We start from the raw sequence: 15299 nt of genomic DNA, 5'->3' as shown, positions 1-15299 counted from the left end.
CAAAGCACACTCCCCCATGACCGAAGCCGCCGGTACCGTCGCCGTAAAATCTTCTGGCTACCTCACCAGCCCGCCCCCCACGGACAAGATGCCTGGGGGAATTCCCTACATTGTTGGAAATGAGGCGGCCGAGCGATTTAGTTTCTACGGGATGCGCACGATTCTGACCGTATTCATGACCAAGTATCTTGTCGATTCGTCGGGGGCACTAGCCACGATGAGCGACGAGGATGCGAAGTTTTGGGTGCATACCTTCATTGTCGCTGGTTACACGTTCCCATTGCTGGGAGCGATTGTGTCCGACTGGTTGTTTGGCAAGTACCCGACCATCCTCGTATTGAGCATCGTCTACTGCCTGGGACATCTTGCACTTGCATTGGATGAAACTCGTGTCGGACTTGTTACTGGGTTGGTCCTAATCTCGCTTGGGATGGGAGCGATCAAGCCGTGCGTTTCGGCTCACGTGGGTGACCAGTTTGGACCGGGCAACAAGCACTTGATGAGCAAAGTATTCGGATGGTTCTATCTCTCGATCAATCTTGGGGCGTTTGCTTCCTCACTGCTCACTCCCATTTTGCTCGACAAGCAACAATTTCATGACACGTTTGGAAGCTTTGCAGACACCTTAACTTCGCTGGGAGTTCACCCAGGGCCATCACTAGCCTTTGGCGTTCCAGGAGTTCTCATGGCGCTCGCTACCTTTGTCTTTTGGCTGGGGCGCAATCGCTTTGTTCACATCCCCCCCAAGGGGGAGTCCTTCATCAAAGAAGCTTTCTCTGCGGAAAGCTGGGGCGTATTGAAACGGCTCACGCCGATCTACATCTGTGTGGCGGCCTTCTGGTGCCTATTCGACCAAACGGCTAGCGCTTGGGTTTTGCAAGCAGAGGACATGAATAAGAATTGGCTTGGGACAGAATGGCTACCAAGCCAACTGCAAGCTGCAAATCCGCTGTTCATACTCATCCTCGTTCCATTGTTCTCCTACGTTGTCTATCCGGCACTGGGCAATCTCGTTGCGCTTACACCACTGCGAAAAGTCGGCATCGGGATGTTTCTCACTGTGCCGGCTTTCGCAATTAGCGCGTTGATTCAAACTTCGATAGACGGCGGAGGATTGCCGAGCATCGGTTGGCAAGTGCTTGCCTATGCGGTTCTTACTGCGGCTGAAGTGATGGTTAGCATCACTTGTCTAGAATTCAGCTACACCCAAGCTCCAAACAGCTTGAAGTCCTTTATTATGTCTATCTTCCTGTTGAGCGTCGCACTTGGAAATGAGTTCACTGCCGTTGTGAACCTTTTCATTCAGAATGAAGATGGCACATTGCTGCTAGAAGGCGCCAGCTACTATTGGTTTTTCACCGCCGTGATGCTCGTAGCTGCCGTCGCCTTCGTCTTTGTGGCCGTGCGGTACCGAGAGAGAAGCTACATTCAGGGTGAAATGGAAACCACCTAGTTGTTCCCGCACAGTAAGTTTCGACCCGGTCCCTCTGCATCAAACAAGTACACATCCTCCGGAGCAACCGTTGCTCTAACGGCCACCCCTTCCGCTTGCGGCTTAGCTGCTACTCGAGTTGCAATGGTTTGCCCGCTGGGTAGCTCAAGATAGACATCCATCATACTGCCCAGCGGTTCGACGACGCTCACCGTGGCGGGCAGTCCCGCGACGCCACCGTTGGCTTGCAGCCCAAAAGCTTCAGGCCGAACGCCGGCGACCACGTTTCGCAGGCCACTTCCATTGAGCAAGTGCCCTGCCCTCTCACCCAGGTTCAACGTACCTGCAGGCGAAACAAAATCGACCCCCGTGCCGTTGCGCTGAATCGTCCCCTCGAAAAAATTCATTGGTGGCATGCCCAAGAAGCTAGCTACGAAACGGTTCGCTGGTTGGTTGTAGATTTCTAGCGGCGCGGCACACTGTTGCACGATCCCGCCCTCCATGACCACCACGCGATCGCCAAGTGTCATCGCTTCTTCTTGGTCGTGCGTCACGTAAATGGTCGTCGTGTTTAATTGTCGATGGAGCCGTTTCAGCTCCGCGCGCATCTCGACACGAAGTTTTGCGTCGAGATTGGAGAGCGGCTCGTCAAACAGGAACACTGCCGGCTGCCGTACAATGGCTCGACCAAGTGCCACACGCTGGCGTTGCCCGCCAGAAAGCGCCTTCGGTTTGCGATCCAATAACGGCTCTAATCCTAGCAGCCCGGCGGCCCAGGCGACTTGTTCGGCGATCTTTGCTTTGGGCGTCTTTCGCATTTTCAGGGCGAACGCCATGTTCTGCCGTACCGTCATGTGCGGGTACAGCGCGTAGTTCTGGAAAACCATCGCGATGTCGCGGTCCTTGGGGTGGACGTCGTTCACAATACGCTCGCCGATATGCAGCGTACCGGAGGTAATTGACTCCAACCCGGCGATCATTCGTAATGTTGTCGTCTTGCCACAGCCAGAGGGGCCGACGAGGACGAGGAATTCCCCGTCGTTGATCTCCAAGCTGACAGAGTCGACAGCCAGCGCAATGCTGTCGTAAGTCTTGCAGAGTTTATCGAGCGTTACGGCAGCCATTGTCTATCGCGAGAGTGATCGTTGTGTGAGTTAGCAAACCAAACTTCGTTTGACAGCTGCATACACTGGTAGCGTCAAGCCGAGCCCTAAGTTTAACATGGCAGCACCTGATGTGGCTCTTAAGAGAACCAAAACGCGAAGGACTCACCTCTAGTGACAAAGCAAAGCTCTACGGATGAACAGGGTGACAGCCAATCGGGCAGCGCACGCTCCTGGTGGCTGAAGGGGCTGGCACTATGTGGTTTTCTCGCTGCCATCGGAGTTGGATACTACTTTTTTGCTGATCAGCTGTCTCTGAAGGCAATTGCTGAGAAAGAGTCGGCCCTGCAGGAATACCGCCAAGCACATCCCGTGCTCGTTTACGTCCTGGCCTTCGGGCTCTATGCCATGGTAACAGGCCTGTCCCTACCGGGGGCGGTGCCGCTTTCGTTGGCATACGGTTGGTTTTTCGATCTTGTGCCCGCAATTATCCTTGTCAGTTTCGCCTCGACCACGGGTGCTACCATTGCCTTCCTGGTAAGTCGCTACTTGCTTCGAGACATCGTGAAGTCGAAGTTTGGCGAGCGACTTTCTACTTTCGAGGAATCGCTTGAAAGTGAGGGTCCTTTCTACCTGTTTACCCTCCGCCTCATCCCAGCCGTGCCGTTCTTCGTACTCAACATCGTGATGGGGCTGACGCCGATCCGAGTGGTCACGTTCTGGTGGGTCAGCCAACTCGGCATGCTGGCAGGGACGATTGTCTATGTCTACGCGGGCCACACCGTCCCGAGCATTACCGAGCTAGCTGAACAGGGAGCAAGCGGCATCCTGTCGCGACAGCTGATCATTGCATTCATAGTCTTAGGCACCTTTCCGTTAGTAGTAAAATACGCCATGAAACGCTGGAAAGGCACCGACGCAAGAAACTAACCACGTAGGACACGAGGTATGAGTTAGTGCACAGTGTTCTTTGTGATCTTCGTGGTTCACACATTCTCCAAGAAAGCCTTATGCCATGCCACGGTCCGAAGCTCTTTCGCCCTTCGATATTCACAATCAACTACTTGAAGAGCGTGTACACCCGCCCGATTGGGCCAACCCCACTCCTGATGGGCGATATAACCTCGTCGTGATCGGAGCTGGCACCGCAGGCCTAGTGACCGCAGCGGGGGCGGCCGGGTTGGGGGCGAAGGTCGCGCTCGTGGAGCGCGAACTCATGGGCGGCGATTGCTTAAACGTCGGCTGTGTGCCTAGCAAGGCGCTGATTGCCAGCGCTCGCGCTGCAAGGTCGGCCCGTAACTCGAATCTTTGGGGCGTTGCCACGGGCAATGCAGAAGTCGATTTCCCAGGGGTCATGGAGCGGATGCGCAAGCTACGCGCCGGGATCAGCCATGTTGACTCGGCGGCCCGGTTTCGTGAACTGGGCGTGGACGTATTTCTCGGCCAGGCGAAGTTTACAGATAGCTCGCATGTGCAAGTTGACGGGCAACATGGCAGTCAATCGCTGCATTTCAAGAAAGCCGCCATTTGCACCGGTGCCCGTGCTGCCGCGCCGCCGATTCCTGGCCTGAGCGACGTGGAGTATCTCACCAATGAAACGCTCTTCTCATTAACGGAGCTTCCCCAGCGACTAGCCGTCATTGGTGCCGGGCCCATCGGCTGCGAAATGGCCCAAACGTTTGCCAATCTCGGTTCCGAAGTCCTGTTGGTGGAAGCCGCTCACGGAGTCCTACCCAAGGAGGATCCCGACGCTGCAGCAATTGTGCAAGAATCCATGACCGCAGATGGCGTGCAATTGCTGTGCTGTGGCAGGGAATTGCAGGTTTGCTCAACGGATGGTGGAAGAATCCGCCTCACCGTTGATTCGCACGGCAAGAGCTACAGCGAAACGGTCGACCAGCTACTGGTTGCTGTGGGACGAAAGCCAAATGTCGAAGGCCTAGGCCTCGAAGCAGCCGATGTGGAGTTCGACGAGAGGAAGGGCGTCACGGTGGACGATCACCTGCGTACCACCAACTCCAGCATATTTGCGGCGGGCGATGTCTGCTCGAAGTTCCAGTTCACACACGCTGCCGACTTCATGGCTCGCATTGTCATTGGCAACTCGCTATTTATGGGGCGATCCAAAGCCACCGCACTGACGATTCCCTGGGCGACTTACACTTCGCCTGAGATCGCCCACGTGGGGCTCTACTCGAGTGACGCTAAGGAGCAAGGCATCGAGATCGACACCTACACCCAGCAGTTTGATGAACTCGATCGAGCCATCCTCGAAGGCCATACCGAGGGCTTTGCTCGCGTTCACACGCTTGCTGGCAAGGACACAATCGTCGGCGCTACGATCGTCGCCCCGCACGCCGGTGATCTCATTAGCGAAGTAACCCTCGCCATGACTACAAGAGTCGGCCTTGGTAAACTCGCCAATGTTATTCACCCCTATCCGACGCAGGCAGAAGGCTTGCGAAAGCTGGGCGACCAGTACAACAAGACTCGACTCACACCGCTAGTGAAGTGGTTCATGGGCTTGTGGCTCAGCTGGACGCGGTGATCTAAGGCACGCAACAATTCACACGCGTAGGAAAATGCGGTTCCGATAGAGCAAGTAGAGCAGCAGCCACTCAACAACAATGTACGCGACAACCGACAACATAGGTTGCCAGTCGCCTGTCAACGAGAGCACACCTCCAAACAGGTAGTCCCGCGTGTGTCCCAGGTCAAAAACTCTTTGGGCGACGTAGATTAGGATCGAGTTACTGCCGATCACCACGAAGAAAAACGCCCAGCTCCGAAGCTTCCACACGTCGATGACGAGATAGAAGGTTGCTAGGAGCAACAAGCTCCAGCCACTGCAATGCAGCACGAAGGAGCTACTCCACAGATTCTTATTGATCGGGAATTCGTGATTCCACATCCAAGCTGCAGCCAAACACGCCACTCCTGCAAGAGCTAGGAGCAACGACTTCATCGCGCCCGTTACGTCCGGTTTCTTGAGCAACTGCCCCGCAAGTGCCCCAGAGAGGGCAGTAGCTATTGCCGGCACCGTGGATAGTATTCCCTCAGGGTCGCGGACTTCCTTGTACAATTTACCCGGTAGTAGCAGCCGATCGAGGTAATCGGTTAGCGTGTGCCCCGGGGCGAGATCTCCTGCTCCGAACTCAGGTACAGGTATAAACTTGAGTGCCGCCCAGTAACCCACCAGTAGCCCAGCGATCCACAGCAATTGCCCGCACCAGTTGGTGTTCAGCATGATCACAGCAGCAAACGCATACGCTAGCCCAATGCGCGCTAGCACGTGGGGATAGCGCATGTTCTGAAAATCGAGTTTCAACAAGCCGTTGAGAATGAGCCCGAGCACGACCAGCGTAAGGCAGCGTATCAGCACGTGGCGATAGAGCTGACCTTTCGTTTCCCCCCGCCCCAGCCGTTTCTCAAAAGAAAACGGCATTGAAACACCGGCGAGGAACAGAAAAAGCGGGAAGATGAGGTCGTAGAAAGTAAAGCCGTGCCACTCGGGATGGTGTGCTTGCTCACTCATCCAATCGAGCCAGGGCCAATCGTTCAATTTCGCAGCTTGACGGACGAGCTGATCGCCGCCAATGATGCAGAACATATCGAATCCACGTAGCGCGTCGAGGCTCACCAGTCGTTCTGAAGCATGAGTAGCAGGTGGCACAGATTGTGAGTCATCAATCATGCGAGTTTCTTTCGCCATGGGTTTCTTAAACCTAATTCCGTCCTGGAGGTCGTTCTACCGCCTAAGAAATTGTGACCGCATCCCTGCTGCATGGGCAAGTGCCCGCTAGTAAAACTTATGAAAGCAGCCATGTTTACACCGGTGTATTTTCCCAGTTAACAAGCCAAGTGCCCAGCGGTAGGCGCCTCGGGTACCAGAATTATGTTGCAGCTAAGTACATCCGCAACCAGGTGAACTATGACCCTAGATCATCCGCAGCTAGTGAAATCGCTTCGATTGGCTTATTCAGCAGAAAAGGCCGCTGCCTTCGCCTACATTGGGCACGCGGGCTCAGTGAAGAGCCAGGAAGAGAAGGCGGCCATCAAGCAGATTGAAGATGACGAGTGGGGACATCGCGAAACCGTACTCACCATACTAGAACAGTACGATATTCCGATTTCACGCTACTACGAAGTGAAGTACCACGTGATCGGTAAGATCATTTCCATCAGCTGCTACGTCATCGGCTGGTTCATGCCGTATTACTTTGCTGGTCGTCTCGAAAGCGGCAACGTGTGCGAGTACTTCGTGATGATGCACTACTTCAACGATCTGGGCATCACGGAGCATGACGCCGCGCTGTACGAAATGGGCATGAAGGAAAAAGAGCATGAAATTTATTTCCAAAAAAGTTTAGAGACCAACCGACTGCTCCCGCTATTCGAGAAGATATTTGGCTGGGGCAAAGAGAGTAGCTACAACGATATCGACTTAGAGAACCGATATTCCTTGGAGGCTTCGAAGGCATACTGTCGGAAGGAGAAGCGATGAGTGTAATCACTGATTTCGCCAAGGGTCTTGCACAGCAAGACGGTATGCTTTCTGGCAGCCTCCGCACCAAGGCAGAGCCAAGATGAACCTACCCTCAGCCACCATGACCGCACGCCTTGCTGGGAGGGAGGATATTCCGACGACAGGTATTGCGTGCTCAAGGTCAGCGATTGCCAGCGAGCGTGATGGCAAGTTTTTTGGATCGTACTACTCTGCGATCCAATTCAGTAGCCGGCGACCTCCTACTAGACAGTATAGTCGCTGATCTACCGACAGGTGTTCGGTCAACATTTCTACGTCGGCACTAGGCTTCTTGCCCTGCCGCTTGAACCAGGAGATCATCCCCCGCAGCGGCAGAAGGTCAACGCATGAATCTCAATTTAGCTATACTGGAAACCGCTGGCATCCACATGGCCGCAATGCTCCAGTCAAGTGAACTCAATCGCTTGAAATAGCATGCTCAAAGCGAAATCGAAGTAGTGAGTTGCAATCCTTACGAATTGGCGGCCTTTCCATTATTTTCCACACCTCACTGAAAGACTCTGACTATGGATGGCTGGCTGCACGATGCCTTATTCATTTCCATTGCCTTGCTGCTTGTAGTCCTCAATGGTTTTTTTGTCGCGGCTGAGTTTGCACTTGTCAAAGTGCGGCTAAGCCAAATTGATGCCCTCGTTCAGGCTGGACGACCATTTGCCAAAACGGCACGTTGGCTCACCGAACGCCTGGACGCATCGCTTTCTGCCTGCCAACTCGGCATCACCATGGCATCCCTCGCTTTGGGGTGGGTTGGCGAGCCGGCCTTCGCCCATCTGTTGCTGCCACTCTTCAAGCTCGTTGGCGTTCAATCAGAAGAAGCTTTGCACATCGCCTCATTTATCGTGGCATTCTCTGCAATTACAACTCTCCACCTCGTCATTGGTGAGCAAGCTCCAAAAATCTTTGCGATCCGTCGCCCGGAGCAGATGATCCTCTGGTGTGCTGCTCCCATGAAGTTCTTTTACATTATCCTTTATCCATTCTTGGTCGTGCTGAACAAGACGACTGCCTGGCTGCTCAAAAAAGTGGGCATCGATGGTGCGAGCGAGCACGGCTCACCACATACGGTAAGTGAGATTCGACACCTGTTGCGCGAATCACACGTCCAAGGTAATTTGTCGCGGGCTGAGCACCGACTGCTGAACGCAGTCTTTGAGTTTGAAGATTTGATATGCAGACGGGTTATGGTGCCACGCAAGGATGTCGTTTTCTTTGACGAAGGGCAATCTGTAGGAGAGTGTTTAGCGGTTGCGAAATCGACCAAGCATACAAGATATCCGTATTGCAACGGTTCACTTGACGACGTACGTGGAGTCATTCACATGAAGGATTTACTTGGTGTGTCAGCAGCGGATACAGATTTCAAAATTGATTCTATCAAGCGCCCTGTCCACAAAGTGCCGGAGAAGATGCCAATCAGCAAGTTGCTAAAACATTTCCAAGCTACCCACCAATTGCTGGCATTCGTCGTCGACGAGTATGGGAACGTTATCGGCATCGTAACGCTCGAGAACGTTTTGGAGTCAATCGTTGGCGCCGTGGAGGACGAGTTTGACACGGAGGAGCCTCGGATAAAGGAAGAAGGTCCTGGGAACTTTGTTGTATCTGGCAGCACGTTGCTACGGGAGATTGAGAAGAGGTTAGAACTGAAGCTAGATGAAGGTGATGTCGATACTGTGGCGGGAGTCTTGATGTCTAGGTCAGGTAAACTACCTACAGAAGGTGATAAAGTGGCCTTTGACGGAGCCATGGCAGAGATAATTGAAGTCGAGCGAGATCACGCGACGAAAGTTCGATTTACGCTCGATAGCGATAGTTCCCAGAGCGACGACTTGTAGAGTACGAGGCTAGATCGCAGTGCACTTTAGGCAACTAACGAAGTGTGAATATGACATTTTGCGTAAGGCATGAAGGCAAAAGAAGGATTGGTGGCGATTGCCGAGGCTGTCTTACCATGGGAGCGGAACAGAGTGCAGCAAAAAAACAGCGTTCCCACCTCACTGTTCCCAAGAATAGTCCCGAGGGATCCAGCCTGCTCGCCTGTTGGCTTCGCGTGTCGACGTCAAGCATGGTCTTCCACGAAAGGCGCCTCTTGGGGCTGTTTCTGTGAAATCTTTCCTGCGATCCAGTCGAGTCCAAAATGAGGGCAACGACGCCACTGATTTGTGCAGCCCTAGCTACGAATTGGGTTTGTGATTCTCGTTGAAGGCAACAAAAAGCTGGAAATGTTGCCAATATTCGATGATCGCACTTCTGTAGTAATCGGGCATGCCATTTGCACTGTTTAGCTGTTTGGCAATGCACTCTAATGGATAGCCGGTGCTAACGACTAATCAATCTCCCTATAATGGCGGTACCCCTCGTGAGGAGTCTGGAAGGTTATGAAACCAACGGTAATTTTGACGAGTACACCAGCGGTGGAAAGCGAATTGAAGCTTTTGTAGAGAAAGTTTCAGCCAACCTCTCTGCCGACGTGCTCCGCATGCGGCAACAGGCGGCGATGGAACATCTTCACCAACTGGGCATTACTTTCAATGTCTACGGCCACGACGACGGAGTTGAAAAGGTCTGGCCGATAGACATTCTCCCCCGCGTGATTGGTGGCGATGAATGGGGCACCATTGAGGCGGGTCTCAAGCAGCGCATTCAGGCGCTCAACCTTTTTCTTGATGACATTTACGGTGAGCAACGCATCATCGCTGAAGGCTTGATTCCAAAATCGTTGATTGCCTCGGCAGACTCTTTCCGCGATGTCTGTCGTGGACAGCGACCTCCGCATGGCGTGTGGACACATATTACCGGGACCGACCTAATTCGCCATAGTGATGGCACCATTTATGTGTTGGAAGACAATCTGCGCTGTCCATCGGGTGTCTCCTATGTGTTGGAGAACAGAGAGGTTATGAAGCGGGTACTTCCGGAGTTGTTTAGCGGCGTGGGTGTGGCACCAGTGGAGGAATACCCTGAGCTACTTCTCAAAACGCTCATCGAGACAGCCCCAGAGCGTCGCGAGGCACCGACCGTTGTCCTGCTCACTCCAGGGGTCTACAACTCAGCCTATTTTGAGCACTGCTACTTAGCTCAACAAATGGGAGTCGAGCTTGTTTGCGGCGACGACTTGATCGTCCAAGATGGCACCGTCAAAATGCGAACGACCAAGGGCTTGGAGCAAGTCGATGTGATCTATCGACGCATCGATGATGATTTCTTAGATCCTGAATGCTTTCGTGAAGATTCGCTGTTAGGTGTGCCCGGTTTGATGGAGGTCTACCAGGCAGGCAACGTGACACTCGCCAATGCTCCCGGGAACGGCGTTGCCGACGACAAGGCGATCTACGCCTACGTGCCTGAGATCATCCGCTATTACCTCTCGGAAGAACCGAAGTTGGCTAACGTCCCCACTTACATTTGCGATGACTCTAAACAGCGGCAATATGTGCTTGAACATATCCACGAATTGGTTGTTAAGCCGACGAACGAATCGGGGGGGTACGGCATTGTGCTTGGTCCAATCGCCTCGAAAGCGGAACTCGCAGAAACCGCGGCGGCGATCCAAGCCGACCCGCGTAATTTTATCGCTCAGCCCATGCTTTGCCTTTCGACCGTGCCGACGGTCACCGACGCGGGATTGGCACCACGCCATGTGGACCTTCGGCCCTTCATTCTCTACGGAAAAGAGATCCGAGTCATGCCCGGGGGCCTGACTCGTGTTGCACTGCGTGAGGGTTCGATGGTGGTTAATTCTTCGCAAGGAGGTGGCAGCAAAGATACGTGGGTTCTCACGCAATGACAATGCATCATGGTTACGGAACAATCACAACGCGACGTGAGAAAAACAAATGTTGAGCCGAGTGGCAGATTCGATTTACTGGATGAACCGTTACGTCGAACGGGCAGAAAACGTTGCACGCTTCGTCAGCGTGAATCAAGGCTTTTCCTTGGGAGGTCACGGTGGGGTGCGGGCTCAATGGAAACCGCTTATAGAAGCGAGCGGCGACGAACAACTATTCGCCGAGCATTATTCCGAGCCAACTGAGCGCAACGTCCTCGAATTTCTGATATTCGACGAGCGGAACCCCAATTCTATACGCTCCTGCGTACTCGCAGCTCGTGAGAACGGGCGCATGGTACGCGAGACCCTATCGACTGCCATGTGGGAGGCGCTCAATCGTTTTTATATACGTGTGCGCGAGGCGACGGACAGTCGCGAGGATATCCTCCAGCGACCGCACCAATTCTTAGGTGAAGTCAATCGGTTGAGTCATCATTTGTTAGGGGTCCAACACGCTACGATCTCCCAAGGCGAGATGTGGAATTTTATGCGTTTAGGTCGACTGCTCGAGCGCGCTGATAAAACGTCTCGTATTTTGGATGTGAAGTATTACCTTTTATTGCCCGCTACGAATGACGTTGGTTCCCAGCTGGACGCGGTGCAGTGGACCGCTTTGCTAGACTCGACTAGCGCTTTGACCATGTACCGACGTCGCTATGGCATCATCGTACCAAATCAGGTGGCGGAGTTTCTGATCTTGGATCGATCTTTTCCGCGGTCAATTCACCATTGCGTTACCGGGGCGGAACGAGCCGTCCATGATATCACTGGTGTCTCAACCGATTATTTCAGCAATCCGGCGGAGCAATACCTGGGGAAGCTGCGTTACGAATTGACGTTTCTTAGTATCGAGGATGTCATCTCGCAGGGCATGCACCAATTCGTCGACTCGATACAGGTAAGGCTCGACCGCATCAGCGAAGAAACGCACAACACTTTTTTTTCTCGTCCCAGCCAGCAGCAAACTCAAGCACAGTCGCAGTAATCGCTTCTGGGTTTTAGTTGATATTTGAGAAAGCATCAGCAGCATGCCGATTTGCGTCGCGCTCAATCACGTAACCACCTACAATTACGATCGTCCCATATCACTTGGGCCGCAGACGGTCCGACTTCGCCCGGCTCCGCATTGCCGCACCCCTGTGACCGGGTATTCGCTGCGTGTTACGCCTGAAGACCACTATCTCAATTGGCAACAAGATCCGTACGGAAATTACCATGCCAGATTGATTTTTCGCGAAAAGACAGAGCAACTGAGTGTCGAGGTTGATTTGGTCGCTGAAATGACCGTCATCAATCCGTTCGAGTTCTTCGTCGCCGAAGCGGCTGAAAAATTTCCGTTTCAATACGAACCCGAATTGGTCAAGGACCTGCAACCTTTTCTGGAACGTGATAGCGACACTAAGTATTTGCCGAAATACGTTGAGTCGCTCGACCTGAGTCCTCGCAAGACGATTGATCTGCTTGTTGACATCAATCAACGCTTGCAGCACGACATTAGTTATTTGATACGAATGCAACCAGGTGTGCAGAGCTGCGAAGAAACTTTGAAGAAGCGCTCAGGCTCGTGTCGCGACTCCGCTTGGCTGCTTGTTCAAATTTGTCGACATCTCGGTTTAGCCTCTCGATTCGTATCAGGATATTTGATCCAGCTTGCTCCGGATGTCAAATCGCTCGATGGTCCCTCGGGCCCCACAGAGGACTTCACCGATTTGCACGCGTGGACCGAAGTCTATCTGCCCGGAGCGGGCTGGGTTGGGCTCGATCCAACGTCGGGCCTCTTTTGCGGTGAAGGCCATCTACCGTTGGCGTGTACGCCGCACCCACAGACGGCCGCGCCGATCAGCGGTGCGGTTGACGAATGTGAGGTAGAGTTCGACTTTGCGATGTCGCTGACTCGCGTCCGTGAAGACCCGCGTGTCACCAAACCGTACGACGAGCAAACTTGGCAGCAGATTGACCAAGTGGGGCAACTGGTCGATGAGTGCTTGCAGGAAGACGATGTGCGTCTCACCATGGGTGGCGAGCCAACATTCGTATCCATTGATGACATGGAAGGACCCGAATGGACTACCGATGCCGTTGGCCCCGACAAACAACAAAAGTCGATTGATTTGATTTACCGACTGCGTGATCGCTTTGCGCCCGCGGGTCTTCTGCACTTTGGTCAGGGCAAATGGTACCCTGGCGAGTCACTGCCGCGGTGGGCTTATACATGTATGTGGCGGACCGATGGCGAGCCGATTTGGACCAATCATGAATTGCTAGCCGATCTCCGTACACCTCAAGTATCCGATGCCCAACAAGCAGAGCATTTTGTCCACGAACTTGCTCAGCGACTCGAAGTAGATGATCAGCACATTCGCCCGGCTATCGAGGATGTGTACCACATTCTGCAACAGGAACGAACCCTGCCTGTTGATGTTGATCCAAGCCAGTGTGAACTGGACGATCCGGAAGAGCGACAACGGTTGGCGGGAATTCTTGAGCGCGGAGTCACCACGCCGACCGGCTATGTAATGCCCCTGACGCGCGCATGGTGGCAGGCGGAGGCCAGTTGGACGAGTGGCCCTTGGCCACTGCGGACAGATCGGATTTTGTTAATCCCCGGCGATTCGCCATTGGGACTAAGGCTACCGTTCGACTCACTGCCTGCGGCAGGTGCTGGCGAGCGAGGGAATATTTACTCGGTGGATACATTTGCAGGCCGCGGGCCATTGCCGGGCTACACCGAGATCCGGCACGCCGCACAGCAATCGATCGGGACAGTCCCTGAGGTTTCACTTGCCCACCAATACCGCGACGGACGGGACCATCCAGACGAGGATGAATCATCGAAACGGCATTCGAGCATGGAGTCAAAGTCTGTCGTAGCAACGGCCCTGTGCGTCGAACCACGTGCTGGTCGGCTGCACGTGTTCGTTCCGCCTGTCGGCAGCTTGGAAGATTATTTGGACTTAATCGCACGTATTGAGCAAACAGCAGAAGCCCAAGGAGTCCCGGTTGTGATCGAGGGTTATCTTCCTCCACCTGATCATCGCTTGCAGCAGGTGAAGGTAACGCCAGACCCGGGGGTGATCGAAGTCAACGTGCAGCCTGCTGCCAACTGGAAGGACCTCACGGAGATCACCACAGGCGTCTACGAGGACGCCCGGCAATGCCGTCTCGGAACTGAAAAATTCCAAAACGATGGTCGTCATGCGGGCACCGGCGGCGGCAATCACATTGTGCTAGGTGGACCGTCCCCCGCTGATAGCCCTCTCCTACGGCGTCCCGACTTGCTAAAGAGCTTGCTTGCGTATTGGAACAATCATCCGTCGTTGTCGTATTTATTTTCCGGGCTGTTTGTCGGCCCAACGAGCCAAGCACCGCGGGTGGATGAAGGTCGGGGTGATAATCTGTACGAACTTCAGATGGCTATGAAGCAGATTAGCTCTCCTTGTACGGACGCCCCCCCGTGGCTAGTCGATCGGCTATTCCGCAATCTATTGGTCGATCTAACTGGCAACACTCATCGGGCCGAATTCTGCATCGACAAGCTGTACTCCCCAGATTCCGCCACTGGTCGATTAGGGCTGCTCGAGTTTCGCGGTTTTGAGATGCCGCCACACGCTCGGATGAGCCTCGCACAGCAGCTTTTAGTACGCGCACTGGTTAGCCGCTTTTGGCGACAACCCTACACGCAACGTCTGATCGATTGGGGTAATACCCTCTACGACCGCTTTATGCTGCCTTGCTACCTTGCCGAAGACTTTCGCGATGTCATCGAAGAACTGAACGAGGCTGGCTACCCTGTGGAAAATAGCTGGTACGATACGCACTTCGAATTTCGCTTTCCACTAGTGGGCGAGGCAGACATTGCCGGGTTGCATCTTGAATTGCGTCAAGCCATCGAACCGTGGCACGTCTTGGGCGAAGAACCAGGAGGTGGTGGAACTACACGATTTGTTGATGCGTCGTTGGAGCGATTGCAAGTCAAGGTTTCTGGCCTCGCGAGCGATCGCTTTGCCGTCACCGTTGGAGGGCGGATGCTTCCTCTTAAGCCGACCGGAATTCAGGACGTGAAGGCCGCGGGGGTGAGGTTTCGGGCTTGGCAGCCCCCGCGTTGCTTGCAACCAACGATCGGGGTCCACGCTCCCTTGGTTTTCGATGTCGTTGATCTCTGGAACTCGCGCTCATTAGGAGGCGTTACGTATTACGTTGAGCATCCAGGCGGTGTAAACTCATCTTCGCTTCCGGTCAACGCGCTCGAAGCCGAGAGTCGCCGTGCCGCACGGTTCATGAAACTGGGCCACACTCCTGGTAGAATAGAGGTGACGCAGGAGTCGCCAAACCCACTATTTACTCACACCCTCGATTTGCGAACCACTCGCTGATAGCAGTGCTTCTCAA

10 protein-coding genes are annotated in these 15299 nt (G+C 53.9%); 8 read left to right on the top strand and 2 right to left on the bottom strand.

Annotation, left to right across the window (positions count from 1 at the left end; genetic code table 11):
* Nucleotides 1–16: 16 nt before the first annotated feature.
* Nucleotides 17–1453, top strand: a complete 1437-nt coding sequence (locus tag HG15A2_RS17165) for a POT family MFS transporter (protein ID WP_145061686.1) — start codon at nucleotides 17–19, stop codon at nucleotides 1451–1453.
* Here the strand turns inward: HG15A2_RS17165 and HG15A2_RS17160 are convergent.
* Nucleotides 1450–2556 carry an ABC transporter ATP-binding protein gene (locus HG15A2_RS17160; RefSeq protein ID WP_145061684.1) on the bottom strand — a complete coding sequence of 369 codons (1107 nt, stop codon included), beginning with the start codon at nucleotides 2554–2556 and terminating at the stop codon, nucleotides 1450–1452. The genes HG15A2_RS17165 and HG15A2_RS17160 overlap by 4 nt on opposite strands.
* A 153-nt stretch (nucleotides 2557–2709) precedes the next feature.
* Here HG15A2_RS17160 and HG15A2_RS17155 point away from each other — a divergent pair, with 153 nt between their 5' ends.
* The gene (locus HG15A2_RS17155; protein WP_145061682.1) at nucleotides 2710–3465 is read left to right on the top strand and encodes a TVP38/TMEM64 family protein; all 756 of its coding nucleotides are present in this window, start codon (nucleotides 2710–2712) and stop codon (nucleotides 3463–3465) included.
* A gap of 85 nt (nucleotides 3466–3550) precedes the next feature.
* Nucleotides 3551–5083 carry a mercuric reductase gene (locus HG15A2_RS17150; protein ID WP_145061680.1) on the top strand — a complete coding sequence of 511 codons (1533 nt, stop codon included), beginning with the start codon at nucleotides 3551–3553 and terminating at the stop codon, nucleotides 5081–5083.
* Nucleotides 5084–5101: 18 nt separating this feature from the next.
* On the opposite strand, the gene HG15A2_RS17145 is transcribed toward HG15A2_RS17150, so the two are convergent.
* Nucleotides 5102–6247, bottom strand: a complete 1146-nt coding sequence (locus HG15A2_RS17145; RefSeq protein ID WP_218932040.1) for an acyltransferase family protein — start codon at nucleotides 6245–6247, stop codon at nucleotides 5102–5104.
* A gap of 219 nt (nucleotides 6248–6466) precedes the next feature.
* Between HG15A2_RS17145 and HG15A2_RS17140 the strand changes: the two genes are divergently transcribed.
* The 5 genes from HG15A2_RS17140 to HG15A2_RS17120 all read left to right on the top strand — a co-directional run bounded on the left by HG15A2_RS17140 (nucleotide 6467) and on the right by HG15A2_RS17120 (nucleotide 15283).
* A complete protein-coding gene (locus tag HG15A2_RS17140; RefSeq protein WP_145061678.1) occupies nucleotides 6467–7039 on the top strand; it encodes a hypothetical protein in 573 nt (190 codons plus the stop codon).
* 548 nt (nucleotides 7040–7587) lie between these two features.
* A complete protein-coding gene (locus HG15A2_RS17135) occupies nucleotides 7588–8916 on the top strand; it encodes a hemolysin family protein (protein ID WP_145061676.1) in 1329 nt (442 codons plus the stop codon).
* Between the two features lie 509 nt (nucleotides 8917–9425).
* A complete protein-coding gene (locus HG15A2_RS17130; RefSeq protein WP_145061674.1) occupies nucleotides 9426–10868 on the top strand; it encodes a circularly permuted type 2 ATP-grasp protein in 1443 nt (480 codons plus the stop codon).
* Between the two features lie 49 nt (nucleotides 10869–10917).
* Nucleotides 10918–11895, top strand: a complete 978-nt coding sequence (locus HG15A2_RS17125; protein WP_145061672.1) for an alpha-E domain-containing protein — start codon at nucleotides 10918–10920, stop codon at nucleotides 11893–11895.
* A 43-nt stretch (nucleotides 11896–11938) separates the two neighbouring features.
* The gene (locus HG15A2_RS17120) at nucleotides 11939–15283 is read left to right on the top strand and encodes a transglutaminase family protein (RefSeq protein WP_145061670.1); all 3345 of its coding nucleotides are present in this window, start codon (nucleotides 11939–11941) and stop codon (nucleotides 15281–15283) included.
* Nucleotides 15284–15299 lie beyond the last annotated feature (16 nt).

This window comes from Adhaeretor mobilis, from assembly GCF_007741515.1.
GTDB classification, from domain to species: Bacteria; Planctomycetota; Planctomycetia; order Pirellulales; family Lacipirellulaceae; genus Adhaeretor; species Adhaeretor mobilis.
The sequence above is the reverse complement of the archived record's forward strand: the minus strand, read 5'-3'. Positions and strand labels throughout refer to the sequence as shown.